This is a genomic window from Aquisalinus flavus (genome assembly GCF_014640095.1).
Classification (GTDB): domain Bacteria; phylum Pseudomonadota; class Alphaproteobacteria; order Caulobacterales; family Parvularculaceae; genus Aquisalinus; species Aquisalinus flavus.
The window spans coordinates 2,302,228-2,328,866 of sequence record NZ_BMGH01000001.1; the positions used below are offsets into that span (position 1 = coordinate 2,302,228).

Below are 26,639 nucleotides of genomic sequence, written 5' to 3' on the forward strand. Positions count from 1 at the left end.
CGGAAAACTCTACCGCACGGTGGGGGCAAATCGGGGAGCAGGTCAGAATCGATACGGAACGAGCCGACCGTAACCCTCCGTGCAGGTCCTTCATCTGGATAGCCATATAGACATCTGGGCTGTGCAGCAATCCGCCCTTTGTCGCCATGGCGACAACGACCAGCGCATTGTTCATCGCCTTGGCGGCCAGGGTGGTGCCTTCCAGCGGGTCGAGGGCAATATCAACGGCTACGCCGCCGCTGCCGACGGTCTCGCCAATATAGAGCATCGGCGCCTCATCACGTTCTCCCTCGCCGATGACGATGGTGCCGTTGATCGCGAGCTTGTTGAGCGCATTGCGCAGGGCGGAAACCGCCGCCTCGTCCGCGCGCTCCTTGTCTCCGCGACCGATCATGGTCGAAGCGGCAATTGCCGCTGCCTCCGTGCAACGCCCCAGTTCAATCGTCAGATGCCGGTCAAGATACGTGTCGCTCATACAGATGCCCTCTCACAGTTTCGCTCGGCTTCATTCAATTGCGCTGCGATCTTTATGAACGTTTCCGGGTCGAGGCTGGCGCCGCCGACGAGGAAGCCATCCACATTCCTGATTTCCGCCAGCGCGCCGGCATTCTCCGGCTTCACGGAGCCGCCATAAAGAAGCGGTGTTTGCGGGCCCGCAAGGTTTCGCAATGCATCATGCATTGCACTGATTTCACCGACAGAGGCGGCCCTGCCCGAGCCGATCGCCCAGACCGGCTCATAGGCCAGTAAAAAAGGCCCGTCACTTTGCGGTAGAGACTCTCGCGCCATTCTCGTGACAAAGCCTATCGCATCGTCCCTGTTTCGCGATTCGGCCGGTTCGCCGACGCAGATGATGGGAAAGAGTCCGGCGGAAATCAGTACGTCTGCCTTTCGCGCAACTATCGAACTTTTTTCACCATGCGCTGCGCGTCGTTCAGAATGACCGATAATACAATACGTAACGCCCAACTCCTTTAACATCGATACCGATATTTCCCCGGTATATGCACCCTTCTCATATGGACTGCAGTCTTGCCCCCCTATACTGACATCATGAATTTCGCCCGCGCCTGGCAGAAGCGTTGCCGGCGGACAAACTACCACTGTCAAGTCCGGCTGAAGCGTTCGGTTGGATAATTTGGATATCTGAATGATCTTCTCAAGGTCGGCCGCGAGACCGTTCATCTTCCAGTTGCCGATAATATAGCGCATTCTCATCAGCTTTCCTGTTTTTCAGTCTTGATGATAAATCAAGCCCGATTCCGGCACCGCAATACTTAGCTCGTCCAGAGGGCTATTCGGAAAAGTCCAGTTGCAGCTTATAATCCTTGTACTGTAGGGTTATATCGCCGCTCTTATACTGAGATTGCATATACGGGCTGTCGAAGGTCATTCCGTATTCGTAGCTTATCGGCTCGCCACCAATGGTCGGGATGGACATGGCGCCGGCATTGAGCACGATTTCCTCACCATTGAGCCCCGTGTAAACGAGCACATGGAAGCCGGGGACTACGGTTTTGTGTAGCGCCAGCGGATTATCGAGAACATCAGCCATGAAATCGTCAATCGACGCATAATCTTCCGTATCACCTGCTTCGATGATGATCGGTGAGTATCCGTCCTGCAGCTTCAGTATCGTCTTCGCATCGTTCCAGCTGTAGCAGTCATCGCAGAGTTTGACTGTCGGATCATCATAGGGCTTGTTGAAGAAGACCTGATTGCCGACGCCGGTCGACGGCTTGGACCGCTCATAAGGCTCGTCCCAAAGGACCGGGCGTACAGCGCCGAAGGCATTACCCTTCTGGACGAATATCCAGCCATTGCGCTCGGTGCGGACGTCCCAGTCGTCGCCGAACCAGACCCCGACATCCCTGTTATAGATGGTGGGATCGCTCGGATACCACTCGGGATGAATGGCGGTCCAGCGGCGCGACTGCTGGACGATCAGCGTCTGCCGGTCATGAACGGTATGCATCATGATCTCGGTATCGTATTCACCGGGCGCACGTCCGCGAAGGTCCGGGCCATCCGGTATGGCAACAGGCACGATCCGGGCATCTGGCGATTGGGCGAATGTCATACCATGCCAACGGCCGGTTATACTGAGATGGGAGTGAACCGCCAGCGGATGGTCCATCTGTGTACCAAGCGTATAATCCGGCGTCACATAGGTGCTTTTCAGGAACCGCGCATCCGTGTCGGTGAGCATAGCCCTTTCAGCGCCCAGCGGCCTTGGCAACTCATTCACTTCCTCGCCAATGCCGCGGGCCTTGTAGGTGAAGTCGCCGAGCCCTTCGCGATCGAGGATCATGCCCCAGACGACCGGCGGCAATTCGTAATCATTGACCAGACCCCAATACCACCAGGTTCCGGGATTTCCGGGCCCACCCAGAAGAAAGCTCACCAGGTCGGCCGTCCCCTTGTCATCCGGGCCGCCTACCTTGCCGTGGTGGCGCGTCTTGGGTCCGCCCCTGATGCCGGATATCGAGACCTGCGCCCAGTCCGCCCAGAACAAGGTCACGAAATCCCCGACCCTCTCTTTCAGCTCATCGTCGCCGGAGTGTTGATAGATCAGGTCGACGAAGCCCATCGTATGCTTTGTATAGCCCGGTGAGCCATACTCAAGGAAGAAGCCTCGCTCGGCGCGTTCGCGGAAATATTCATTGAAGTAAGCGACCCACGCATCATAGTGGTCAGCTGCAGTATAGTCCTGCCCATCCGACAGATCCGCTCTGCCACCACCTTTGCGTTCCTTGAAGTCGATACCGGGCCCGTAATACCCGGCGTGACCGTAATGATAGCCGCCACCATAACCATAATTCGGCAGTACACGGTCCTTGTAGGCGGGTTCGTTCATGAAAATCCTCGACGCCACAAGGCTGCTGGCCTTGGCGTTGAGGTCGTGATTTTCACTACCATCCATCCACCACGTGCTCTTGCGGGTCAGGGCAATGTCGTTCTTGGTGATCGTTCTTTCCCAAAGGGTTTCGAGCAGCAGCGCTTCGGCTTCCGGTGTAAGTCGGCCCGGATACTTGCCGGCCCTGGACGAGAACATGTAGTAGAAACGAAGGTATAAGGGATTGGCAGCGAGATCCCAGACCGTCAGGACCGAACTGTCCTTGAGCTCGTTGATCAGTATCTGGTTTGCCTCTTCGAGGTTCACTTCTGCCATCATCATGGCGAAGGCCTGTATTGCCGGTCGCGGGCGCGTTTCGTTCTCAAGAGAGATCTCGCCCTCCGGTACCTTCATCGCCTCTTGCCGGAAGGCATGCGCCGCCCGCGCTGCCCGGCTGTCGCTTGCCTCGGCCATCCTCTGACCGAGGGGCTTGTCGGTAATGCCGATCATAGTCTCGCCGGCAACGAAGGCAGCGCCATCGAGATTGATTCTCGTCTTCGGCGAGACCGGCGCCGAAAATTCGACGCTCCGGACATCGCTCCAGTTGAACCCCTCCTGCGCCTCAAACTGCCCAAGAGGGACGGAGACTTTCTGCCAGTCGCCTGAAACAGGCGGCACGCTTGCCGATGCCTGGCGGCCGGACGCATCGACCAGAACCACCGTCCATGCATCACCGGAGGCAAGGTCGGTCGCCTTGAGCCAGACTTCCAGCGCCATATCATCAGCGAGTGACCAGGGCCGACCCCAAAGGCTGCTGACGAAGCCGAATCTGTCCGGCAGGCCGGCGTCAGCTGGTGAATAGTCAAGACTCAGATCTCCGACCACGTGATCGGCATGATCGAGGCTAACAGCGCTGTTTTCGAAAGAGGAGGCGAGCCGTTGCTCCAGCCCATGGGCGACTGTCTGGCCGGCGCTGGCCGTGCCGAACAGGCGCAGTTCCTCGTCCCAGAAATCAAGCGGCGCCTCTTGCGCAGCTGCGGATAGAGGCATGAAGGCGAGGCTCAGAAAAATTGACAAACGCATGATTGTTCCTCCGTAAATTGTCGCCTGCTTCCTCTTTATACTGTGCAGTTACAACAGGCGTGTTTTTTGCTTGGGCGGCTTATTTCAGTCCGGCATCCCATCCCACGAATGTATAGGGCATCCGGTCGAACCGGGACCCGTCTCCCTCGACCCGCGGGTCTCCCGTTTCCGACAGATAAGTCATCAGCCGGTCTCTCAGATCTTCCTGCACGGATGCGTAGTCTTCCCGACCGGCGACATTCACCATCTGGTGCGGATCAACTCTTAGGTCGTACAACTCTTCCATCGGTCGCTTGGCGAAGGCAATTTTGTAAAATTGAGCGTAGTCCGGCTCACCCCGGCTCTGCACGAGAAAAGCCTTTGTCGGACCGCCATCCATGTCATTGTGGGTGATGAACGTATCATTCTCCAGAAGCTCGACGCTTGGCGTATTGTTCTCTGTAAGATTATAGGGCGATCCACCAGGCCACCGGTCCGGCTTGAAATTGACAATGTACAGAAAATCCTCGGTCTGGATGGCGCGCTGGGGATAAGGCAGGTTGCCCTCACGTGCTGTGGAGACATGGCGCTCCCTGCCCGTCACGATCCACGATCGCGCAGACTCGATCCGGCCGCTTCCCTGCGAAAGCAGGATCGGCAGGAGCGAGCGGGCATTCATGACAGCCGGGATATCGACGCCGCCAGCCTCCAGAAGCGTTGGTGCAAGATCCATCAAATCGACGAAATCGTCCACAACTCGCCCGGCTTCGACCTTGTCGCCCCAGCGGATGGCCAGAACTGTCCGTGTACCAAAATCATAGAGATTGGCTTTGCCATTGGTAAATCCCGGCGCACCATGATCGCCACTCACAATGACAATGGTGTTCTCCAGGTCGCCTGTCCGCTCGAGTTCCTCAAGCAGCACGCCCAGCATGGCGTCGAAGGCGTGGATCTCTCCAAAATAATCTGCGAGGTCCTCGCGAACCGCCGGAACGTCGGGTAGAAAAGGCGGCATATTGCCCTCGAGAGCATCCGGATCGATCCCCCAGAGCGTCTTTCCCGATCCCTTGATCCAGCTCCTGTGCGGATTACGGCCGCCGAACCAGTACAGCCAAGGCTCTCCACCTTCACGGTCAGCCATGAAATCCTGAAAATTCTCGCGCACCTGACCGAGCAATACACTCTTGGCGTCGGCCATCGGGACGCCCGCGTCCATTGCACTGTAGACATATTGGGAGAACTCATCGAAGTCGCGCCCGGCTGCTTCATAGGCATGCTCGCGACCGCCGAACGGCGCATCCTTTGGCGTACCCGGGCTCCAGACTTTCGAAGTATAGCCAATGTGGTATCCGTCATCGCGCAGCAGCATCGGAAATGAGGGGTTGGTGTAGTCCCAGATTCCGTCCTGCACTGCGGCAAGCCCGGTCCGGTAAAAGGACTGTCCGGAGAACAAGGCACTACGGCTGGGTGTACATTGCGGCGAATTGACGAAGGCGTTCTTAAAGAGCACACCTTCTTCAGCGACACGGTTGAAGTTCGGCGTAGGAGCCATCGCGTTCCACGGTGTCAGTAATTCATCTGCATACGCGTCCGAATAAAACCCCCAGTCGTCAGCAAAGACGAAGAGAATGTTGGGGCGTTCTTCATCTTCGGCCGCCTGGGCGTATCCGGCAAACGTGATGGCGCATGACAGGATGAGCCCAAGCAATATCTGCCTTGATCGTTCCGGCATCAGGTCTCTCCTTCCTGTTTTTTGCGTCAGACCGGCGCACCTCTTGGAAGCATGTCCGATGCAGTTATGGTTTTCCGTACAGGGTCGCGCCGCGCGCCTGATGCTGCGTCCCTATTCGGTAAAGTCGATGACCAGCTCTTCGTCGGCGAAGCGCAGGGTCACGACACCGCTCTTGTAGACCGACTGGAAATGCGGGCTGTCGAAGGTCATCGGGTGGCTATAGTCGATATAGGTGCCGCCGACGGTCGGGATCTCGGGTGCGCCGGCATTGAAGACGATTTCCCGCCCTTCATTACCCGACGGCACATAGACCATGACATGGTAACCCGGCACGACCGTCTTGTGCAGCTCCAGCCGGTTGTCGAGCACGTCTTTCATGAACACATCGAGAGAGGCATAGTCATCAACAGTTCCAGCCTCGACAATCACCGGCGCGAACCGATCCTTCAGTTGCATGATCGTCCCGGCGTCATTCCAGCTATAGCTATCATTCAGAATCCGCACCGTAGGCGGATCATACGGCTTGTTGAAGTTGATCTGGTTGCCAACACCGGTAGAAGGTAGTGATCTTTCATAGTCCGCATCCCAGGTCACCGGTCGCACGGCCGCGTAGGTATTTCCCTTCCGGACGAAGACCCAGCCATCGCGCTCGACCTTCTTGTCCCAGTCATCGCCGAACCACACACCGATATCCTTGTCGTAGCGGCCTGCATCGGCGGGGAACCATTCCGGATGAACGGCATACCAGCGGCGGGATTGCTGCAGAACCAGCGTATTTTCATCATGGGCGGTGTGCAGCATGGTTTCCATGTCCCACTCTGCCGGTGGTCGGCCGACAGCATCCGGTTCGCTCGGCAAGCCAACCGGCACGATGCGGGCAAGCGGGGACTGGGCAACCGTCATCCCGTGCCAGCGGCCGGCAATGCTGAGATGGGAGTGCACCGCTGCCGGATGGTCCATCTGTGTACCGAGCGTATAGTCCGGTGTGACATAGGTGCTTCTCAGGAAGCGGGATTCCGTCTCGACCAGCAGGCTGCGTTCGTTACCGAGTGGCCTTGGCCAGACATTCTCCTCCTCCCCGACCCCCCTTGAAAGATAAGTGAACTCACCCATGCCTTCCCGGTCGAGGATCATCCGCCATAAAACAGGGGGCAGTTCATAGCCGTTCAGCAGGTTCCAGTAGTGCCACACCGAGGCATTGGCCGGTCCGCCAAGGTGAAAGCTGACGAGATCAGCCGTAGCCACATCGCCAGGCCCGCCTACATCACGATGGTGACGGGTTTTCGGCCCGCCACGAGTACCGGAAATGGAAGTCTGTGCCCAATCGGCCCAGTAGACGCTGTAGAATTTGTGCCAGAGTAATTGCAGCTCAGGGTCACCCGATTCCATCGCGGCGAGGTCGAGAAAGCCGAGAGAATGCTTGGCATAGCCGCGGGATGCATGTTCAAGGAAGAAGCCGCGCTTGCCGCGCTCGGTGATATATTCCCCGAAGAAATCGACCCAGGCCGCATATTGCTCTGCAGGCGTATAGTCTTTGCCATCGGACAGGTCAGCCCTGCCGCCGCCTTGCTTGTCGGCGAAGTCGCCACCGGGCCCGTAATAGCCGGCATGGCCATAGTGGTAACCGGCACCGAAGCCGAGATTGGGATAGACCCTGTCACTATAGCCGTCCGCATCCTTGAAGATGGCGGAAGCACCGAGGCTCGAGCCCTTGGCCTGCAAATCGTGGTTCTCGCTGCCCTGCATCCACCAGGTGCTTTGGCGGGTCAGCGCGATATCGTTCTCCACCTCGTTTCGTTCCCACAGCGTCTCCAGCAATAATGCTTCGACTTCCGGGCTCAGGCGGCCGGGATATTTGCCGGCCCCGGTCGAGAAGTAATTATAGAAACGAATATATATCGGCGTCTCAAAAAGGCTCCAGACCGTCAGTACAGAACTTTTCTCAAGCTCTTCTCGCAGGAACCGGTTGGCCGTCTCGAGATCCTCGCCGACCATCATCTTGGCAAAGGCTGTCGTCAGCTTGATCGGATTCGCGGCACCATTGTCGGAGTCCGGGAGGTCGCGCTCTGGAATTCGGGCCTGGCGCTGAAACCCGTCGGCGATCCGGATAGCGCGGCTTGCCTTCGCCTCCCGCATGCGTTGATCGAGGGACTTGTCCGTTATCCCGATGACGCCGCCCGGGGCCACAAACCGGACACCGTCCAGATAGACACGCGCATCTTCGCCAAGGGACGCACGAAACTCGACGGTGCGAACAGAATCCCAATCGAAGCCCTCGACCGGAGAGAATGCCGATCTCGGAACAGATATCTCGCTCCACTCTTTCGAGACACCACGAAGCTCGCCTTTTGCTACCCTGGCATTGGCGTCAACAAGCTGCACGGCCCAGCTCCCATCGACGCGACGGCCTTCAACCTTGACCCAGAGGGTGAGTGAGGCATCGGCAGGCAGGCTCCACTCCTCGCCCCATAATCCCGAAACGAATCCGAAGCGCTGCGGCATGTCCGCTGCTTTCGGCGAGTAGATGAGGGACAGATCACCGACCTTGTGATCCGAATGATCGAGGGAAACGATATTTGTCCTGAAAGTTGAACTGCGGCGATCGTCGAGATCGTGATCGACCCACTGGCCGTCCCTGTTCGCGGTCCCGAACAGACGGATTTCTTCCGCCCAGAAATCGAGAAGATTGTCATCAGCAGCGAAGGCGGCTTGCGGTGACAGAATAAAGATGATTGCGATACAGATTTTTTTCACGAGATAGGACCTCGGCATGAGATTTCACGTAAGCCGGGCGACGAACCCTGCAGGATGACCATGCATGAAATCGAGATCGTCTGTCGGGCTTCTCGCCAAATGAAAAAAGGGGCTGGCGCAGAACGCCAGCCCCGAAGGCAAGGGAAGGCTAGAACTTGTAGGTGCCGTTGATGGCAAAAGTACGCCCGTCGAAGGCAGTTTGACGAACCATCATCTCGTTCTGGGACTGGTACTCTTCATACTGGACCTCAAGGATGTTGAAAGCCCGGAAATCCACGGCGAACTGATCCGTCACATCGTACCGCGTGATGAAGTCCAGCTGGCCGCGCGGCTTGACCTGGCGGTCTTCGGCGCCGGTGATGCTCAAACCACCTTGCAGGAAGTACTCAGAACGCCAGTTATAGGCCAGACGTGCGCTGAAGCGATCATTCTCCCAGTAGCCCGCGATGTTATAGGACTCATCGGAAATCCGCGGGATGCTCGCCGGATCGCCATTCTGGTCCTCACCGCTGACGTCCAGGAATGCCGCGCTGGCCTGAACACCAAACCCGGCAAGGAACGGGTTCTCGAGGAAATCGAGGTTCTGCTGAACGGCAACTTCGATACCGTCGATGGTGATCGTCGTATCGAAGTTGAAGGTTTCCTCGATCCGGATCTCGCGCCCGTCTGCATCGATACGGCACTCCACGATGCCGCCACCGAGGTCGACTTCCGACAGCGTGCCGAAGCCCAGGCCGGCACCGTCCTCCGGACAGATAAGGCGTTGATCGATGAAGGAGTTCACGTCCTTGCGATACATCGCGAGGGATACGAGGCTGCCCGTGCGATTATACCATTCAAGCGACAGGTCGTAGTTGTCCGACGTATATGCTTCGACCTCTGTTCCAGGAAGGGTGACATTCACGCGACCGAGCGTATCTTCCGTACCTGGCTCAATCTCCTCGATTGCAAGAGATGGAGTAAATCCAGCCGGGTTTGGCCGATTCATGGCCTGGGAGTAACCAAGGCGCAGATAGAGGTTCTCGAGCAGCTCGATCGACAGGTTTGCCGCCGGCAGAGTGTTGGAATAGGAATTTTCTGCGGTGGACGGCACCACTTCTCCATTGACCGTCCCGAAGCCTTCGCCCTTCAGATCGGTTTCGACATAGCGTACACCGACATTACCGCCAATATCAAAGGCACCGACCGTCGCCTCGAAATTCGCGAGAGCATAGATGGCACTGATCGTCGTGTCCGTCGTAGCCCGCTCGTTTGCCCGCAGGATGTTTCCGTTGTTATCCTGACGATAAATAAAGCCGTTGAGCGGAGAGGTGGGGTAGTTGTTGGGATTTACCACACCATTGGCAAGCAGCACGTCCCGGGTGGCGCTCTGATCGAGGAACTCCCATTCGCCAGTCATGAGGGCACCGGGCGCCTCACCGCCGAAGAAGTCACCCTCTCCAGGGCCGGGACGGAAGAGATCGTTGCTGACCCCTTCGACATTCAGGCCGGCGATGGAATGCAGGTAGATCCATGATTCCACGGACTGCTCATTGTAGCGGCCACCGACCTTGACACTTTTCAGCAGGCCGAGATCGAGCTCTCGCTCTGCATTGAAGTTGATCGCATTATCGCTACGGTCGCGGAAGACCTCGTTGCCGGCCGAGAAGAAGCGCTGACGTGCCACACCATTGGGATCGTTGACCTGAACAAAGTTCGCCGTGGGGTTGTCTGTATTGGGATAGGTCAGATCAAGATTGGTTCCAAGTGTCGTCACTGCGGGGTCGAATTCGAGCGTAAACAGATAGTCGTCACTGTTGCCGGAGCCGGAATTGACGGAGCCGAACGTGCCATTGGTATTTTCATGACCATTGGCCGAATGGGACAAATATTGCGCCTGGAAGTTGCCGCCAACCCGTGCAAATTCAGCTTCAGAGAAAGCGATCGACGCATCAAAAAACCATTTGTCGAGCTCGTATTCGGCGGTCAGGAAAAGACCTTGGGCATCCTGTTTCAGCGTGTCGCCGCGCGTGCTTTGGGAATAGGTGATATCCTGGTAATCGTAACCGGGAACGACCCATACCGTGTTGCCATTTGCGTCTTCGTACCCGGCGAAGGGATCGGACGTCGGCGTGATGCTGGTGGTGATGCCGTTGGCGCCAGCCAGAATCCATTGCGCGTCAAGATCGAGCTCACGATTTGTGTAGAGAATGTCGGCACCGAGCTTGAGTTCCGGAGTAGCCTGGAATTCAGCACCGCCGACAAAAGATGTCCGGAAGCCTTCACGCGATTCGGAGTATTGCCGGAACGCGGCGGGATAAAGCACGGTCTCATCCTCGGCGATGCCGTTCGCTGCTTTCCAGTCCTCGAACGTGCCACCTTCGGGATCGAAGAAGCCGCCACGGTTTCTTGTTCCGTCGGTCCGCAGGACCTGATAAGTCGTGAAGTTAAAGGCATCCCGGCGGAAAGACTCTTCCTCATGCGAGAGCTTGAAAGTAACAGCCAGTTTGTCTTCGATCAGATGCTTTGTGCCCGTCACGAAGATGTTGGGCAGGAAATCCTCCGGCAGATCCTCATACTGAACACCCGCCCGCACGACCAGCTGGCCATCCGGCTTGGACAGCGCATCGGCAATCTTCTCGTCGACCGTACCGGCGATACCGCCCTCGACAAGGTCGGCGCGATTGGTCTTGTTGACGAAGACACCGTCAAAGACCTGGCCGCCAAACGCGCCGAAAGAGTTCGGCACGCCTTCGGCTGGCGTCACGCTGCCCGAAGGCGATGCAAAACCCTGGCCGTCGGCAGTCACATTCGTGAAAGATCCGGGCAGACCGCGCAGGCTGATCTCGCCATAACGGAACTGACCGTCATCGTTTTCCCGGTTGACCTGTACGCCAGGAATGACCTGCAGCGCTTCTGCGAGGTCCAGCGCCGGCAAGGTGCCCAAATCGTCGGCCGAGATTGCCTCGCCGATGATATCGGCGTCGCGCTTGGTGCGCAGCGCCTCGCCGAGAGCGCCGCGAATACCTCTGACGACGATGACGTCATCGCCCTCGGCTTGAGTGTCATCGGAAGTAGCCGTGTCCTGCGCAAACGCGCTGCCAGCCATCAGGGTGATCACCGCTGCCGCGCTTACGGACGTAAAAAGGTTTTGATCGAATTTCATTGTTTCCTCCTCTGCCAATCAGCGATGGACTGGCCCCTGTCACACGCACTGCCCTATTACAGCGCGATATCGGTCCGTTCATTTTTGTTATCGAACGGTTTTTTTGAAGATGGAACAATATCCGCTCAATTGTCAATCAACAATCGTCACAAAGCGATGGCAATAAGCCAATTATGATCATTTATGAACAGCAATATCAGTCATTATTGATCATTACTGGCCATAAGCGATCTGGCGAGCATCCCGGAGATCGCAAGAGATTCGCCTTAAGGCATTGGCGTAAAAGGTGTTTTTTATAAGCACCGGAAAGTCTGAATTTGATCGTCGAAATCGGGCGGCCTGATTTTCCAGTCAGTCAGTGTCTTCGAAATGACACACTCATGAAGAAATCTGCACCCTGACAGTATCGAGCTGCACCGCAACACTCCGATAGTGATCCGTGGAGATAGCGCTAACACGGCGCCGGGAACCGAAAACCAACGCAGGACTATCGATTTTCGAGGGAACCGAAACCTCATTGGCGAAGATGCGCCGTCTTATCCCGCCAGGGGCACCGTCAGGATCTCGATGTCGAAATCCTGCAACATCCGGCGCGCCTCAGGGGCAAGCCCGTCATCGGTAACGATGACATCAATCCTGTCCAGTCCGCAGACGGACAGGCTCGCCTTGGCGCCGAACTTGCTGCTGTCCACAAGCACGATGACCTTTTCCGCACGCTCGATCAGCTCCTGCTCATTATGAACGAGCAACGGATCAGTCTGCATCAGGCCGCGGGATGTAATTGCCTGGGCGCCGATGAAAATCTTCGTTGCCGAGTATTTGCTGACAATGCCGTTTCCATAGGGATTAAGCACCACACTCTGTTCGTGAAAGATTTCGCCACCAGCAATCAGCACCCGCAGATCGGGGCGTAAAAGCAGTGCGTTCATGATCAGGATGGACGTCGTCAAAACGGTCAAGCTGTCGACGTCGATTGCATTGGCGAGCTCCAGCGTAGTCGTCCCGCCATCAATGATCACCGCCTCGCCGGCATCGAGAAGCTCGGCAGCCTTGCGGCCGATAGCGAGCTTGGCCTCGCGGTTTTTCTTCAAGGCGTCGGCATGACCCAATTGCCCCTGCAGAGTCCGCAAGGTCGACGTCATCTGGGGTTTTGCCGAATCAAGGCTGGCAGCCACCGCGCCGCCGCGCACCCGCTTCAACCGCCCCACAGCATCGAGCTCCGACAGGTCGCGGCGGATCGTCGCCGCCGATACAGACAGGTCATCAGCCAGTTGCTCGACCGATGTCACGCTGTCCACCCGAAGCAAGTCTACGATCCGGTTCCATCGATCATGGATGAACAGGCGGTCTTCATCTCGTCCTTCAAGCGGTTTCGTCTGCATCTGCTCCTCACGGCCAGTCGACCTGAAATCGGTCTTGGACATAAACGTACTCGACATCAGATCCGGTCACATGCCGGCCGCTATCTCGACCTTATTGAGCGCATTTACGCAGAAAATCTACATTCAACTCAGCCGGAGACGCAATACCGCACAATATCATGTCGCGGCGAACAGCTTCAACCATCAGTTTTACTGCGTGAACTGCACCCGGCGTACCTGCCGCCGCAAGGCCATACAGATAGGGGCGCGCAAAACTGACCGCATCCGCGCCGAGCGCTATTGCCTTGAGAACATCGGTCCCCCGTCGCACGCCGCCATCGACAACCAGGTCCACAGCGTCACCGATCTCATCCCGGACCCTCTGGACGCAATCCAGCGGAGCCGGGGACGTATCAAGCTGACGCCCGCCGTGATTGGACAGTGAAATGGCGCGAAACCCCGTCTCGACAGCCAGGCGCGCATCGTCGGGGCGCACGACGCCCTTCAACATGGCGGGCCCGCCCCACTCCGCGAGCAGCCACTCGGCATCCTTCCAGTTGAAGGCGGCACTGAGCTTTTCCGCCACGAACGCGTTCAGCGTGGTCGCCGGCGTCTTGCCGGAGATGTTGGCATAGCGAATCGGTGCTTTGGTCACATAGTCGAGTGACCAGAACGGCGCCTGCAGCGCATGCCAGATCTGCCGGGCGCCGACCCTCGGCGGAATCGTAAAACCATTGCGCGGGTCACGCTCGCGATTGCCGGTAATCGGAAAGTCGACGGTGAGGATGAGGGCGCTGAACCCGGCCGCTTTCGCGCGATCCAGCATCTCCTTCACAAGGACACGATCGCGCCAGACATAGAGCTGAAACCATTTCGGCCCGTCGGTCAGCGCGCCGATCTCCTCGATGGAGACAGAGGACAGGGTCGACAGACAATATGCCGTACCCGCCTGTGCCGCAGCGGTAGCCGGGCCAACTTCGCCGTCGGTATGAAACAGCCTGTTGCCGGCAGCCGGCGACAGGAAAAACGGAACCTCGAGACGCTGGCCCATGATCGTGGTGGACATGTCCGGCGTATCATTTCCGCTCAGTACACGGTATAGTAATTCATAGTCATCAAATGCGGACGAATTTCGCTTCAGCGTCTTTTCGTCATCAGAACCGCCATCGATATAGTCGAACACCATCCTGTGCGCCCGCCGCCGGGCGGCCTGGCGCAGGTCTTCAATATTCAGACAATTGTCAAGGTTCCCGGCAAACATGGCGTGGCCCAGCGTCACACAATGCCTGACCCACCGCCTTTTACGGCCGGACGCTCGGTCGCGAGGGCCTCGCGATATCCGGCAGCGCGATAGCACTCGATCGGATCGATGGCACCGCCTGAATTGAGCCGGGCCGCCTTCTGTATCGGGGTGACATCTGTGTTGAAAGCGCGCTTGAGGGTTTCGCTCGCCATCAATGCATCATTATTCTCCTGATACCCCTCAAGAGCGCCGCGATCGACAAGCAACGCCTGCAGGTATGATCTCTGCACGGCGACAGCAGATGTAACCAGGCTTTCGATAGGATCCGTCACATTGTGCGATTGATCCAGCATATAGTCGGGTCTGACCTTGTAGGCATCGCGATGCTCGGCATCGACGAGTTCGTTGAAGATCAGGAATTGCTGATAAGGATGCAACGATCCGGAATCGAGGTCGTCATCACCATATTTGGAATCATTGAAGTGAAAGCCTGCAAGTTTTCCAAACTGGATCAGCCGCGCGACGATCATCTCGATATTCACATTTGGAGCGTGATGGCCAAGATCCACGAGCGAATAGGCCTTGTCACCCAGCTCCAGCGCACAAAGGACATTCGTCCCCCAATCCTGGATTACCGTTGAGTAAAAGGCAGGCTCGAACATCTTGTGTTCGATGAACACGCGCCAGTCATCGGGCAATGCGGCGTAGATTTCGCGCATTGATCCGAGATATCTCTCGAGCGCCCGGGTGAAATGCTGTTGACCGGGCAGATTGCTGCCGTCCCCGACCCAGACCGTCAGAACCCGGGACCCGAGTTGCTGACCCCACTCGATACATTTGATGTTATGGTCAACCGCGATGTCGCGGGCAGATTTATCCGTATGGCTCAGACTGCCGAACTTGAACGAGGCCGACTGTCCGTCGCGATCCTGGAAAGTGTTGGAATTGACCGACGCAAAGGACAAGCCGTGCGCGGCCGCATGCTCCCGAACCTCGCTCATGTCGTCGACGACGTCCCACGGGAAATGCGGAGAGACCTCATCGGTCACGCGGCAGAGCCTGTTGATGACGGCGCAGTCATCAAGCTTGTCGAAGATATGCCGCGGTTCCGCGAGGCCGGGGAACCGGGCAAAGCGCGTCCCGCCGGTGCCGACACCCCAACTCGGCACCGCTATCCGGAATTCCTGCGCCTTTCGCGTCAGGGCCTCAATGTCGATTCCATCGCGCGCGAGCTTTTCTCCCAGCGCATTGTAATCCGACCGCAGATCCGCCTCATGGCGCTGGTTGCGCTGCCCAATGAATTCATCCGTGACGGGATTTATCATTCTTATCCTCCCCGTAGATCATGGTTATCGAGTAAATGAAGGCGCGTGTCCTGCATCGACATTGATGATATTGCCGGTCGATTTTGACGAAATGGCGGACGCAAAGAAATAGATTGCCTCGGCAATGTCTTCCGGGAAGACATTTCGCTTCAGCATGCTGCGCTGGCGGTAATGTTCTTCCAGCTCGTCTTCGGACATATTATAGGCGTCTGCCCGCTCCTTGCGCCAGGTGCCGGTCCATATTTTGGAACCCCGCAGCACAGCGTCGGGATTCACGGTATTGCACCGGATCCCGTGCGGCGCGCCCTCGAGCGCGATACAGCGGGCAAGCTGGACTTCCGAGGCCTTGGCGGTGCAATAGGCAGAGGCGTTGGCCGAGGCGACCAGCGCATTCTTGCTGGCCACAAAAACGATCGAGCCGCCGATATCCTGCGCCTTCATCACCTTGAAGCTCTCGCGCGCCATCAGGAAATAGCCCGTCGACAGGATATCCATATTGCGTTGCCAGACGTCGAGTCCGGTTTCCTCCAGGGGCGCTGAACTCGCAATACCGGCATTCGATACCAGAACATCGAGACCGCCAAAGGCGACGGATGTAGCCGCGAGGGCATCGGCAACGCTGGCTTCCTTCGTCACGTCGCAAAGGATCGACTTAACGACGTCTGCGGAAAATCGTTCCGAAAACTGTTCTATTTTCGCCTTCAGCGAGTCCCCTTCAATGTCGGCGAGCATAACGCAGGCGCCCTCACGAAGCAGCCGCTCCGCCGTCGCCGACCCGATACCGCCAGCGCCGCCGGTCACCAGCGCAATATGGCCGGCCATGCTCTTGGGCTTCGGCATACGCTGAAGCTTGGCCTCCTCCAGAAGCCAGTATTCGATATCGAACGCTTCCTGTTCGTCGAGCCCGACATAGGTATCAACACCATCGGCATCCCGCATGACATTGATCGCATTGACATAAAACTCACCCGCGATCCGTGCCGTCGCCTTGTCCTTGGCAAAGGTGATCATGCCGACTCCCGGGATCAGGTAGACGACCGCATTCGGATCGCGCATCGCCGGACTATTGGCCCGCTTGCACCGCTCGTAATAGGCTGCGTAATCGGAACGATAGGCATCAAGGGCATTATCGATTTCCGTCAGAATGCGGTCGATCTCCTTGTCCACGCGGCCGGCGGCCGGATCAAAGCCGATCACCAGTGGCCGGATTTTCGTACGCAGGAAGTGGTCCGGACAGCTTGTACCCAACGCTGCTAGCTCTTCGAGCCTCTGGGAATTGACGAATTCCAGCACCTCAGCGGAATCATTGAAGTGGCCCACCTTCATCTGATCGCCGGTAATGCGTCCGCGAATGGCGGGCATCAATCTCGCCGCGACCTGCTCACGAACGGACTTGTCCAGCGAACGGCCATAGCGCACGCCGCCGAATGCGACGCTGTTATTGTTCCTGTGCAGCCATTCGGACGCCGTGTTGATGATTTCGATCGTCTTGAGATAGCAGGACTTTGAGGTGTCACCCCAGGTGAAAAGGCCGTGGCCCGAAAGAATGACGCCTTCCAGGTCAGGCCTTTCCTTCGCAAGCTCGCCGAGCTTCACCCCGAGGTCGAACCCCGGCCGCTGCCAGGGCAACCATCCCAGACGGCCGCCAAAGATCTCGTCGGTGAGCTCCTGCGATCTGGACGTGCAGGCAATGGCGATCACGCTATCCGGGTGCATGTGATCGACATGTTTGTGAGGGATGAAGGAATGCAGCGGGGTGTCGATGCTGGCGGCACGCGGATTGAGGTTGAACGTGCAATGAGGCAGATATCCAACCATTTCATCCTCATGCTCGATCCCGCGATAAAGATGCATCAAGCTGTGCAGCTTGTTGAGATAGAGCGTGGAAAAACCGTCGAGACCGATCGAGCCCAGATCGCCGCCAGACCCCTTGACCCAGAGCACCTCGACCTCTTCACCACTCAGCGGGTCGGTCTCGGTGAGTTTCGCTGACGTATTGCCACCACCGTAATTGGTCACTCGAAGATCCGATCCAAGCAGATTCGAACGATATTTCAGAAGCTCCGGTTCGGTCATTCCCCTGGCAGCGGCATCGTCCCACAGGCTTTCCAGACCGCGGGTCAAAAATTCTACGTTGCTCATATTTACTATCCTTCGAATGCCGCGCCACATTGCGTCAGGGGCAAACTAACACGCATTACGCCATTTTCAATCATTTTGTTGCACTTTTGCGCATCCATGGCTAGCGTTCAAGAAGCAAGACAATAATGCAAGCTGGAAACGCCCCATGAGCGAGTATGTTCGCACCCCGGTCTCCCCAAGCGGATTGAAGCCTGGCAGGTATTTTGCCGCCGGTTTTGCCGGCGAACATATTGCCGGGACGGAATTCGTCATCGGGGCCATGTTCGTCGCATGGGGCGTCGGCGCCATGGACGTCATCAAGGGTCTTGCCCTCGGAAACCTGCTCGCGGTGCTCACCTGGGTCCTGATCTGTACACCGATTGCAACAAACACGCGCCTGACACTCTACGCCTATATGGAAAAGATTGCCGGCCCGGGTTTCATGAAAATTTACAGCCTCATCAACGGGGCCCTCTTCTGTATCCTTGCAGGCGCAATGATCACGGTCTCCGCGAGTGCCGTCAGGATCCTTTTCGACATACCCCCTCAGGTGGAGTGGTATCCGTCCGATACCGGCTTCATTCTCGTCGTTATGTGCGTTGGCGCAGTCGTGACCTTCGCGGCCGCCAAAGGTTTCACATTCGTGGCGCGCTTTGCCGAGGTATCGGCGCCCTGGCTGGTCTGCATGTTCCTCGTCGGAGCGCTGGTGATCATGCCGGTCCTGATTGAGGCCACGCCCGCCGTCACCGGTATCAAGACTTTCGGCGACTTCATTCTGCTGGCAGAAACATCGATCTGGATCGACCAGCAGTCCGGCATGAACTTCTGGCATGTGGTTGCCATCGCATGGGGGGCAAATCTTGCCTTTCACGGCGCCCTCGGCGATATGTCGATGCTGCGATTTGCCCGTAAGACATGGTATGGCTGGTACTCGGCTCTTGGCATGTTTATCGGCCATTTTGCGGCATGGCTGGCTGCCGGGGTCATGGGGGCCGGCGCTGCGGTCCTGCTGTCTACCAGCCTGACCTCGCTCGATGCGGGTGCGGTCGCGTTTCAGGCACTCGGACCTGTCGGCATCCTGGCCGTCATCATAGCGGGCTGGACGACCTCGAACCCGACGATCTATCGTGCCGGGCTGGCCTTCCAGTCGGTTTTCCCCGGCCTGTCACGTACGAAAGTTACCATTGCCGTAGGCGTCGTAACGACAGTGATCGCCGGTTTTCCGTTCGTCTTTACCGGCCTGCTCAATTTCCTCGGCATCATGGCGCTGGTGATGGCACCGACCGGTGGCATCATCGTCGCTGAACACTATCTGCTCAGGCGACTCGGCGGGATCCGGTACTGGCGTGCCGTCAGGGGGTCCCTCATCAATATTCCGGCTGTCGCAACCTGGCTGCTGGCGCTACTCGCAGCAGCCTTCCTCCATTTCGCCGCCGCCATTCACATCCTGTTCCTGTTCCTGCCAGCCTGGTTTGTCGCACTGATTATCTATCCCCTGCTCGCCCTGGCCCTTGGCGCCGGGTCTGTCGATCGTTCGCAGGCAGCGGCGATGGAGGAAGCCGAAGTCCGGCGTCGGCGTGATGAAAAGGCATGGCTGGATGCCGGCAGTGTCTCCGTCTCCCGACCGGGCGTCGGGTGGCACCATATCGGCCTGGCGCTGTCGGCTACCTGCCTGATCGTGCTCCTCGCAACAGGCCTTTACGGCTATATCTCGGGAGAGGATACTACCGCCAAGAATGTGCTTCTGGTGCCGACGATCGTGTACTTTTTCATTTCTATACTGATTGTTATTCTCGGCGCGCCGGACAAGGACGATGTGGCTGACCATGAGTGATAATTACCTTGTCTTCGATGTCGGCAAGACACATGTGAAAGTATCGGTTCTCTCGACCGATGGTGAGATCGTCTATTCCCGTCGCACAAGCAACGCGCCGATAGAGCATGGCTTGTATACTGCGCTGGACCTGGACGGGATCCGGTCCTTCCTCTTCGAACAGCTGCGCGAAGTCGGAAAGGATCAGACCATCAGGAAGATCGGTATCGCAACCCACGGCGCAGCAGCGGTCATCATCGACAGGGAGACGGGCCGGCCGGCGCTGCCTGCAATGGATTATGAATATGATGGCTATGGCGACGACCGGTATGACCGCCTTCGCCCTCCCTTCGACCAGACATATTCGCCGTTGATGCCCTCCGGGCTGAATCTCGGCCGGCAAATCCACCACCAGCTCAGTCTGCTGACGGGTGACCAGCAGGAGCGCGCGGCGATCCTGCTCTATCCCAATTACTGGGCATGGCTGCTGACAGGTGTGATGTCTTCAGAGGTGACATCCCTCGGTTGTCATACGGATCTGTGGGATGTCCCGCGCGGAGAATTTTCCTCGCTCGTCGACCGGCTTGGCATACGCGCAATGCTGCCTCCCTTGCGCAAGGCATCGGAGCCGCTCGGCCGTGTACTGCCCGATATTTGCGCCGTCACCGGCTTGCCGCCGGACTGTATCGTCTTTCCGGGTATGCATGACAGCAATGCCGGCTATTACCCGCATCTGGCAATGCCGCCGGCGAAACGGCCAACGGTGATTTCCACGGGCACGTGGAGCGTCGCGATGAGCCCGCAAACGCCTCTCACCTCACTCCGGCCAGAGCTCGATATGCTGGCAAATGTCGATGCCGACGGCACGCCGGTGGCGACCGCTCGCTACATGGGCGGCCGTGAGTTCGCCAGGATATGCGAGATGACCAATTGCGATGTGGCAACCGATTGCCAGGAACAGGATCTGGCGCAAACGATTGATGCCGGGATATTCGGTCTCCCCTCGTTTGAACACGGCTCCGGCCCCTTTGCTGGCAGAGCCGGTTCCCTTGTCGGAAGGCCCTGGAACGGCAAGGCGCTCGCAACGCTCTATTCGGCGCTGATGCTTGACCAGCTTCTGACCAATCTTTCCTCCCGCAACGACATCGTCATTGAAGGCAGCTTCGCCTCCAATGATCTGCTCTGCGCCACCCTCGCGGCGCTGCGTCCGACCCAGGCCGTCCACCAGTTCCGGGCATCAGGCGGCGTCATTTCAGGCTGCTATGCGGCAATGACCGATGGCAACCCCACGTCATTCGACTTCGCGCACCCGGCACGCCCCCTCCATCTGCCCGGCCTCGACGGATATGCGCGCGAATGGCGACGCCGCGCCGCAGATGCTCGCGACCCTTCGCTGTTGAGGCACGGCGCCGAGATGTCCGAAACGCCGCCAGGCAATTAAGTCACGGTACTGATCAGAAACTTTAATCCAAGACTATAGGGGAAACATCATGTCAGCATTCGGAAAACTTCTCTGTGTTCTGGTCTGTGTTGCTGTCGCAGGCTGCGCACCGGACGTAGAACAGGAATCCCCATCGGATCGCCCCAATATCGTGCTCATCATCGCCGACGATATCTCGCAGGATTTCGGCGCCTACGGCGTTGATATATCAACGCCGCATTTCGATCAGCTGGCGCGCGATGGCGTGCTGTTCGACAATGCCTATGTCGCTGCCAGTTCGTGCAGTCCGAGCCGGAACAGTCTGATCACCGGGCGATATCCCCATAATCACGGCGCTCCGGAACTGCACATGCCCCTGCCGGAAGGCCAGTTTGCCTTCCCGCAAGCCCTGAAGGAGGCCGGCTACTATACCCTCGCCGCCGGGAAATGGCATATGGGCCCTGCGCCGAAATCCGCCTTCGATAAAGTAAACGATATTTTGTATACTGATGACTACACAGGAGCCGATACCTGGATTTCGGAACTGCAGCAACGCCCCGGGGACAAGCCGTTTTTCTTCTGGCTTGCCAGCTTCGACGCCCATAGGCCATGGGAGGCTGACAGTACTGTTACGCCGCACGACCCCTCGTCAGTCACTTTGCCCGCAGGGGTTCCGGACACGCCGGCATCACGCGAGGACTATGCGAGCTATCTGGACGAGGTTCGCAGGTATGACCGGCTTGTTGGCGAGGTCGTGGCGGAACTGAAGGCGCAGGACGTCTTCGACAATACGCTCGTCATCGTCACCAGCGACAACGGCCGGCCCTTTCCTAGGAGCAAGACAACATTGTATGATGCAGGTATGCGCACCCCGCTTGTCGCTCACTGGCCCGATGGAGGGCTACAGGGCGGTCAGGTAAGCGACGCCCTTGTCAGCCTCATCGACATCGCCCCGACCTTTCTCGAGGTTGCAGGCCTTCCGGTTCCTGAGACTGTTCAAGGTGTCAGTATGCTCCCCGTCTTGAAGGACCCGGAGGCGGAAACCAGACAAGTCGTCTTCGGTGAGCGCAACTGGCACGTCCAGCGCGGCGTGGGGAGAATGGTGCGCAAGGGCGATTTCGTCTATATCCGCGATTTCACGCCCGGCGAATACAGTTTCCAGATGGTCGACCATGACACGGGGACCTATGCAGAATTGCTCAGATTGCGTGAGAGCGGAGAACTGACAACAGTCGAGCTGGAAGCATTCTCGACAAATCGGCCCGAGGAACTTCTTTTTGACGTTTCCACAGATCCGCAGCAGACGAACAATCTGGTTTCATCGCCGGAGCATGGCGAGATATTGCAGGATCTCCGCCAGCTTCTGAACGAATGGCGAGACCGCACAGGCGACACGATCCCGCCGGTAGAACAACAAACGGTCAACCGGCATGACCCTGACACCTTCGAACAACTATACCCCGGCGGGCGCCCGCCGAATGGAACAATCCCCGGCGAACAGGCAGGCGCGACCCGAATCAACGATCCCGGACCGCGCTGAGGCGCGCACAAAACGTCGTCGCAGGATTAATTAATGTGCATTTCTGTTCATTTGTGATAATTCATGTTCGAAACGAAGGCGTAAGCCATAAAAATCAAAGACTGGGTCGTACTGGTTCGATATCATCGTCGGGCGTCGCTGGCAGGTTGACTTGCCCGCATTCGCCATCGGCACAGGGTCTCTCGCTCCATCCTGCCTGGCAATAAAACAAAGGGGAGGCTTGATGACCCAGGTCCAAAATAAAGAATCACTCTTCGCATGGCTTCTGCTGCTGGCCGGGCTGGTGCACACCATCATCACCCCTGCTGCGGCACAGGAATCGATCGACTTCGACTATTTCGACTGGTCGCGGGCAGAGCAGGTCACCCTTCCCGCAAACCTTCTTGAGACCCTGGAGCAAGACCCCTCGGCGCAGTTGCTGCTGACCGGTTTTTCAGCGGACAATGCCGCATACCTGATCACCAACACTGATGTGCAAGCCCTCACAATCGACGGTGATACGGCATCACCGCAGACGACATGGCCGTTGCCCGGGACCGTCGACGCCCCCTCGGCCGCCTTGCTCAATGGCGAGCTTTTCCTTCTCTCCTCGGCCCCCGCCCCGCAGCTCTGGACACTTGATGTCAGCAGCACCGACGCCCGCTGGCAGCCGGTCAATGTGCAGGAAACCCCGATCGCCGGGCAGTCATCCCTCACGACACTGAACGGCAGACTGTTCGTCACATCGGACAGGGCGAGTGTCGTCTGGGATCCGAAGAATACGAGCTGGACAACCCTCTCTCCGTCGCCTGAGGCGCTCGCAGGCTGGACCAGCGTCGGGGTCGGTTCGACCCACATCGCCTTCTTCAACCGGCTGGAGGCCGATACACGAACCCTTCTGTATCATGTCGTGACCGACCAGTGGTTCTATGCTGATGCAAACCGGGAGCGACTCCAGGTCCTCGGCACCGTCCAGGCCTCGCCGGGATTTTCCGTGATCTCGACCGACGGTATCTTCGACGTAACAGTGGTCCAGCCAAAGGCCGGTCTCAGGATGCTGGACTACATCATCGTCATCGGCCTGTTCTCGATGATTTTCCTGATCGGCCTTCGCTATTCGGGCCGCAGCAAGTCGACCCATGATTATTTCCGGTCCTCGAAAGCCATTCCATGGTGGGCCGCCGCCCTCAGTATCTTCGCGACGAGCGCGAGTGCGATTACGGTCATGGCCATGCCGGCTATGTCCTTCCGCGGCGACTGGACCTATCTCACGATCGCCATCTACCTCGTGATCATTCAGGTCCCCCTCTATACGTTCCTTTACGTACCGATCATCCGCCGTCTGAACTTTCCATCCGCCAATCAGTATCTGGAGAACCGGTTCGGCTTTTCAGTCCGATTCCTCGGTTTCCTCGGCTTTTCGCTGAACCAGATTCTGGGACGGGCCGCCGCGATCCTGCTGCTGCCGGCGGTCGCCATCAACGCGATCTTTGGCCTGCCCATCATTTACTGCATCCTGATCATGGGCCTTTGCACGACCATCTTTGTCGCCTTGGGCGGGTTTGAGGCCGTTGTATGGACTGACGTATTTCTAGCCATGATCATGGTCGCAGCAATCGTCGGAAGCCTGGCTTTCGCCGTCCTGGGCATGGAAACGACCCAGGCAGAATCGGTTGCTCTGATTGACCGCCTCGACAAGCTGAAGATGTTTGACCTGCGGATCGACTTCTCGGCACCTGTTGCCCTGGTCCTCTTCCTCAATTCGCTGGTAACGTCGCTCGGTTATATTGGCGACCAGAACTTCGTTCAGCGGGTGCAGTCAACCAAGACCCAAAAAGGGGCGAAGCTCGCCGCCGTCTCCCAGCTCGGCGTCGCCGTTCCCCTGAATTTCGTCCTGTTCGGCCTCGGCACCGTGCTGTTCCTCTACTACTCGAGCAGGCCCGAGATGCTCAGCCCGGCGATGCCGCCAGACGGAATCTTCCCGTTTTTTGCGGCAACCGCCCTTCCTCCCGGCATGGCCGGCCTGGTGGTCATCGCCTTGCTCGCAGCAACGATCTCGACGGTCTCGAGCGCGCTCAGCAGCACGTCCAACATCATGGTCGAGGACCTGTACCGGCGCCTCAACCCTAACGCCACCGATGCAAGCGCCCTCCGCCTCGGGAAATGGCTCACTGTCGGTCTCGGCTTGTTCGCAACCGGCGCGGCGGTAATCCTCAGTACCTTGAGTGGCTTGCAGTCGATCTGGGATTTGTTCCTCGCCGTCACCGGACTGATCGTCGGGCCGGTTACCGGGACCTTTGTCCTCGGCATATTCAGCCGCCGGACAAATGCCGCCGGGATCTGGGCTGGCGTGATTGCCTCGGTCGCTGCCAACTTCATCGCCAAGACATATTTTGACCTGCATGCCACAGTGTTCCTCACCGTGGGGGTCTTCACCTGTATCGTCGTGGGGTATGCGGCAAGCTGGTTATTCCCCTCGCCCACAAAGGACCTGACGGGACTGACCATTCGCAAGGGATAGCGCCAAGGCCGCGTCCCGCAAGGAGAACTGGACATGCAACGGATCAACCCCTCCGCCGCAGTCGCGCTATCGGCTGCCCTCGTATTGGCCTCGTGCCTGCCATCGGCTGCACTAGGGGACGACCGGCCAAACGTGATCGTCATCATGACCGATGACCAGGGATATGGTGACGTCGGCTATAACGGAAATCCCGTGCTGAAGACTCCAAGGATCGATGCCATGGCAGCGAGCGGCGTCGTGTTTGACCAGTTCTATGCGCAACCGGTTTGCTCGCCGACCCGCGCCGCCTTGATGACCGGGCGTCATGCCATGCGCCTTGGGGTACTGGATACGCAAAGCGGCAACGCGATCCTTCCATCGGAAGAGATCACTCTCGCCGAGGCTCTGCGCGAGCAAGGATACGCTACCGGCCTTTTCGGCAAATGGCATCTGGGAGACAATGCGCCGGCCCGGCCGCAGGACCAGGGATTTGACAGGGTTCTGACCCATATCGGTGGCATGATCGGCATGCCGTACAATCCACCGCAAGGACGGTCCTATTTCGATCCGATACTGATCGATGACGGCACGGACCGCGACTTCGACGGATACGCACCGGATCTATTCGCCGACGCGGCAATCGACTTCATCACCCGCTCGGCGCAATCCGACGGCGAACCGTTTTTTGCCTTCATATCGTTCAACACGCCACACCACCCGCTCACGGTCGGCGATTCCTTTGCCGATCCCTACCGGGAGATCGGGCTGAGCGAGGAAACTGCCCGCTATTACGGCATGATCTCCAATATCGACCACAATGTCGGCCGCGTACTGGATACGCTTGCCGAGCTTGGAATAGATGACCGTACAATGATCATCTTCGTCGGAGACAATGGAACATCCAGCCTGCACAAACAGGAAGATCTTTGGGAAAGCGGACTGCGGGGGCGCAAGACCTTTGTCTATGAAAACGGTATTCGCGTTCCGATGATCATCAGAGCACCGGGCTCAATTGCCCGCCCCGGCACACGCACCGAGCCTGGCATTGTCGAAGACGTCATGCCGACAATCCTCGATATTCTCGATGTCCGGACGGAAGCGGAGCTGGACGGGATCAGCCTGCTGCCGGTTCTGGCCAATCCGCAGGCAAAGCTCCCCGCTCGTGACCTGTTCTTCCAGTTTCACCGGGGCTCCGTACCGGTTCCCTACCGCAACATCGCGGTCCGTCGCGGCGACTACAAGCTGGTCCAGCCTGTGGGGCGCGGTGTCGAGCCGTTCTCCGAGGAGACGGCACGGTTCGAGCTTTATAACCTCGCAGAGGACCCGAACGAGACCCGGGATATTGCCGCGGATCGCCCGGAGATTGTTGCGGCCTTGACCACCGCCTATGAGGACTGGCTGTCCCGGACACGCACAGGATCCTATGAGCCGCAGCGCACATGGATCGGCGATACTGTGCAGAACCCTGTCACTCTCAGCCGGCAGGACTGGATCGATGGCGGATTGATCGATGGCGAAAACGGTCACTATGACCTTACCGTCCGGGCGGCGGGTCGCTACCGGATGACGTTTCGCTGGAGCGAGCTGCTCGACGCCCCCCATGACGTGACGATCAGGCTCGGTGACCGCACGATACAGCGCCAGATCCTGCAGTCGGAACTGGAAGCGCGTATCGAGGCAATAGATCTCAGCGAGGGACCGCTGCGCCTCGAAGCCTGGGTCGTCATCGACGGCGAGAAGAATGGCTTCGAGTTTATCGAGATCGAAAAGCTGGACGACTGACCGCCAGGGCTCGACAGCGGTCAGGC

General features: G+C 58.1%; 14 protein-coding genes and 1 pseudogene. 5 read left to right on the forward strand and 10 right to left on the reverse strand.

Translation table 11 applies throughout. The features are described from left to right. Window positions 1-103 precede the first annotated feature (103 nt). From IEV88_RS10470 to IEV88_RS10515, 10 genes and pseudogenes are all read right to left on the reverse strand, one after another. Window positions 104-475 (reverse strand): annotated as a pseudogene (locus IEV88_RS10470) (fructose-bisphosphatase class II); the annotation flags it as partial. After that, on the reverse strand, window positions 472-1,218 hold the full coding sequence (gene tpiA, locus IEV88_RS10475) for a triose-phosphate isomerase (RefSeq protein ID WP_188158496.1): 747 nt from the start codon (window positions 1,216-1,218) through the stop codon (window positions 472-474). The pseudogene IEV88_RS10470 and the gene tpiA, both read right to left, overlap by 4 nt. 76 nt (window positions 1,219-1,294) lie before the next feature. Then, window positions 1,295-3,919: a hypothetical protein gene (locus IEV88_RS10480; RefSeq protein ID WP_188158495.1), complete on the reverse strand. Its 2,625-nt coding sequence runs from the start codon at window positions 3,917-3,919 to the stop codon at window positions 1,295-1,297. Window positions 3,920-3,998: 79 nt separating this feature from the next. Next, window positions 3,999-5,630, reverse strand: coding sequence for a sulfatase family protein (locus IEV88_RS10485; protein WP_188158494.1), 1,632 nt, complete (start codon window positions 5,628-5,630; stop codon window positions 3,999-4,001). 111 nt (window positions 5,631-5,741) lie between these two features. Then, window positions 5,742-8,402, reverse strand: a complete 2,661-nt coding sequence (locus IEV88_RS10490) for a hypothetical protein (RefSeq protein ID WP_188158493.1) — start codon at window positions 8,400-8,402, stop codon at window positions 5,742-5,744. Between the two features lie 130 nt (window positions 8,403-8,532). After that, window positions 8,533-11,529: a TonB-dependent receptor gene (locus tag IEV88_RS10495; protein WP_188158492.1), complete on the reverse strand. Its 2,997-nt coding sequence runs from the start codon at window positions 11,527-11,529 to the stop codon at window positions 8,533-8,535. 536 nt (window positions 11,530-12,065) lie between these two features. Beyond that, a complete protein-coding gene (locus IEV88_RS10500; RefSeq protein WP_206711205.1) occupies window positions 12,066-12,953 on the reverse strand; it encodes a DeoR/GlpR family DNA-binding transcription regulator in 888 nt (295 codons plus the stop codon). A 49-nt stretch (window positions 12,954-13,002) separates the two neighbouring features. After that, a complete protein-coding gene (locus IEV88_RS10505; RefSeq protein WP_268235732.1) occupies window positions 13,003-14,151 on the reverse strand; it encodes an alpha-hydroxy acid oxidase in 1,149 nt (382 codons plus the stop codon). 14 nt (window positions 14,152-14,165) lie between these two features. Then, complete coding sequence (gene rhaI / locus IEV88_RS10510) at window positions 14,166-15,458, reverse strand: L-rhamnose catabolism isomerase (protein ID WP_188158490.1); 1,293 nt, start codon at window positions 15,456-15,458, stop codon at window positions 14,166-14,168. Between the two features lie 24 nt (window positions 15,459-15,482). Continuing rightward, window positions 15,483-17,600 (reverse strand): bifunctional rhamnulose-1-phosphate aldolase/short-chain dehydrogenase, encoded by a 2,118-nt coding sequence (locus IEV88_RS10515; protein WP_188158489.1) that lies wholly within the window; start codon window positions 17,598-17,600, stop codon window positions 15,483-15,485. A 145-nt stretch (window positions 17,601-17,745) separates the two neighbouring features. On the opposite strand from IEV88_RS10515, the gene IEV88_RS10520 reads away from it, so the two are divergent. The 5 genes from IEV88_RS10520 (at window position 17,746) to IEV88_RS10540 (ending at window position 26,613) form a co-directional block, all read left to right on the forward strand. Further along, window positions 17,746-19,413: a purine-cytosine permease family protein gene (locus tag IEV88_RS10520; RefSeq protein ID WP_188158488.1), complete on the forward strand. Its 1,668-nt coding sequence runs from the start codon at window positions 17,746-17,748 to the stop codon at window positions 19,411-19,413. Beyond that, window positions 19,406-20,833, forward strand: a complete 1,428-nt coding sequence (locus IEV88_RS10525; RefSeq protein WP_188158487.1) for an FGGY-family carbohydrate kinase — start codon at window positions 19,406-19,408, stop codon at window positions 20,831-20,833. The genes IEV88_RS10520 and IEV88_RS10525 overlap by 8 nt, the downstream gene beginning before the upstream one ends. Window positions 20,834-20,882: 49 nt before the next feature. Next, on the forward strand, window positions 20,883-22,352 hold the full coding sequence (locus IEV88_RS10530) for a sulfatase family protein (RefSeq protein ID WP_188158486.1): 1,470 nt from the start codon (window positions 20,883-20,885) through the stop codon (window positions 22,350-22,352). Between the two features lie 151 nt (window positions 22,353-22,503). Beyond that, on the forward strand, window positions 22,504-24,852 hold the full coding sequence (locus IEV88_RS10535) for a sodium:solute symporter family transporter (RefSeq protein WP_188158485.1): 2,349 nt from the start codon (window positions 22,504-22,506) through the stop codon (window positions 24,850-24,852). 33 nt (window positions 24,853-24,885) lie between these two features. Next, entirely contained in the window at window positions 24,886-26,613 is a 1,728-nt protein-coding gene (locus tag IEV88_RS10540) for an arylsulfatase (RefSeq protein WP_188158484.1), read from the forward strand. Window positions 26,614-26,639: the final 26 nt, after the last annotated feature.

Bases quoted from the DNA above. Each gene is read 5' to 3' on its own strand.
- tpiA (WP_188158496.1), bottom strand. From the start codon at position 1,218: ATGAGAATGCGCTATATTATCGGCAACTGGAAGATGAACGGTCTCGCG.
- IEV88_RS10480 (WP_188158495.1), bottom strand. From the start codon at position 3,919: ATGCGTTTGTCAATTTTTCTGAGCCTCGCCTTCATGCCTCTATCCGCA.
- IEV88_RS10485 (WP_188158494.1), bottom strand. From the start codon at position 5,630: ATGCCGGAACGATCAAGGCAGATATTGCTTGGGCTCATCCTGTCATGC.
- IEV88_RS10490 (WP_188158493.1), bottom strand. From the start codon at position 8,402: ATGCCGAGGTCCTATCTCGTGAAAAAAATCTGTATCGCAATCATCTTT.
- IEV88_RS10495 (WP_188158492.1), bottom strand. From the start codon at position 11,529: ATGAAATTCGATCAAAACCTTTTTACGTCCGTAAGCGCGGCAGCGGTG.
- IEV88_RS10500 (WP_206711205.1), bottom strand. From the start codon at position 12,953: ATGTCCAAGACCGATTTCAGGTCGACTGGCCGTGAGGAGCAGATGCAG.
- IEV88_RS10505 (WP_268235732.1), bottom strand. From the start codon at position 14,151: ATGTTTGCCGGGAACCTTGACAATTGTCTGAATATTGAAGACCTGCGC.
- rhaI (WP_188158490.1), bottom strand. From the start codon at position 15,458: ATGATAAATCCCGTCACGGATGAATTCATTGGGCAGCGCAACCAGCGC.
- IEV88_RS10515 (WP_188158489.1), bottom strand. From the start codon at position 17,600: ATGAGCAACGTAGAATTTTTGACCCGCGGTCTGGAAAGCCTGTGGGAC.
- IEV88_RS10520 (WP_188158488.1), top strand. From the start codon at position 17,746: ATGAGCGAGTATGTTCGCACCCCGGTCTCCCCAAGCGGATTGAAGCCT.
- IEV88_RS10525 (WP_188158487.1), top strand. From the start codon at position 19,406: ATGAGTGATAATTACCTTGTCTTCGATGTCGGCAAGACACATGTGAAA.
- IEV88_RS10530 (WP_188158486.1), top strand. From the start codon at position 20,883: ATGTCAGCATTCGGAAAACTTCTCTGTGTTCTGGTCTGTGTTGCTGTC.
- IEV88_RS10540 (WP_188158484.1), top strand. From the start codon at position 24,886: ATGCAACGGATCAACCCCTCCGCCGCAGTCGCGCTATCGGCTGCCCTC.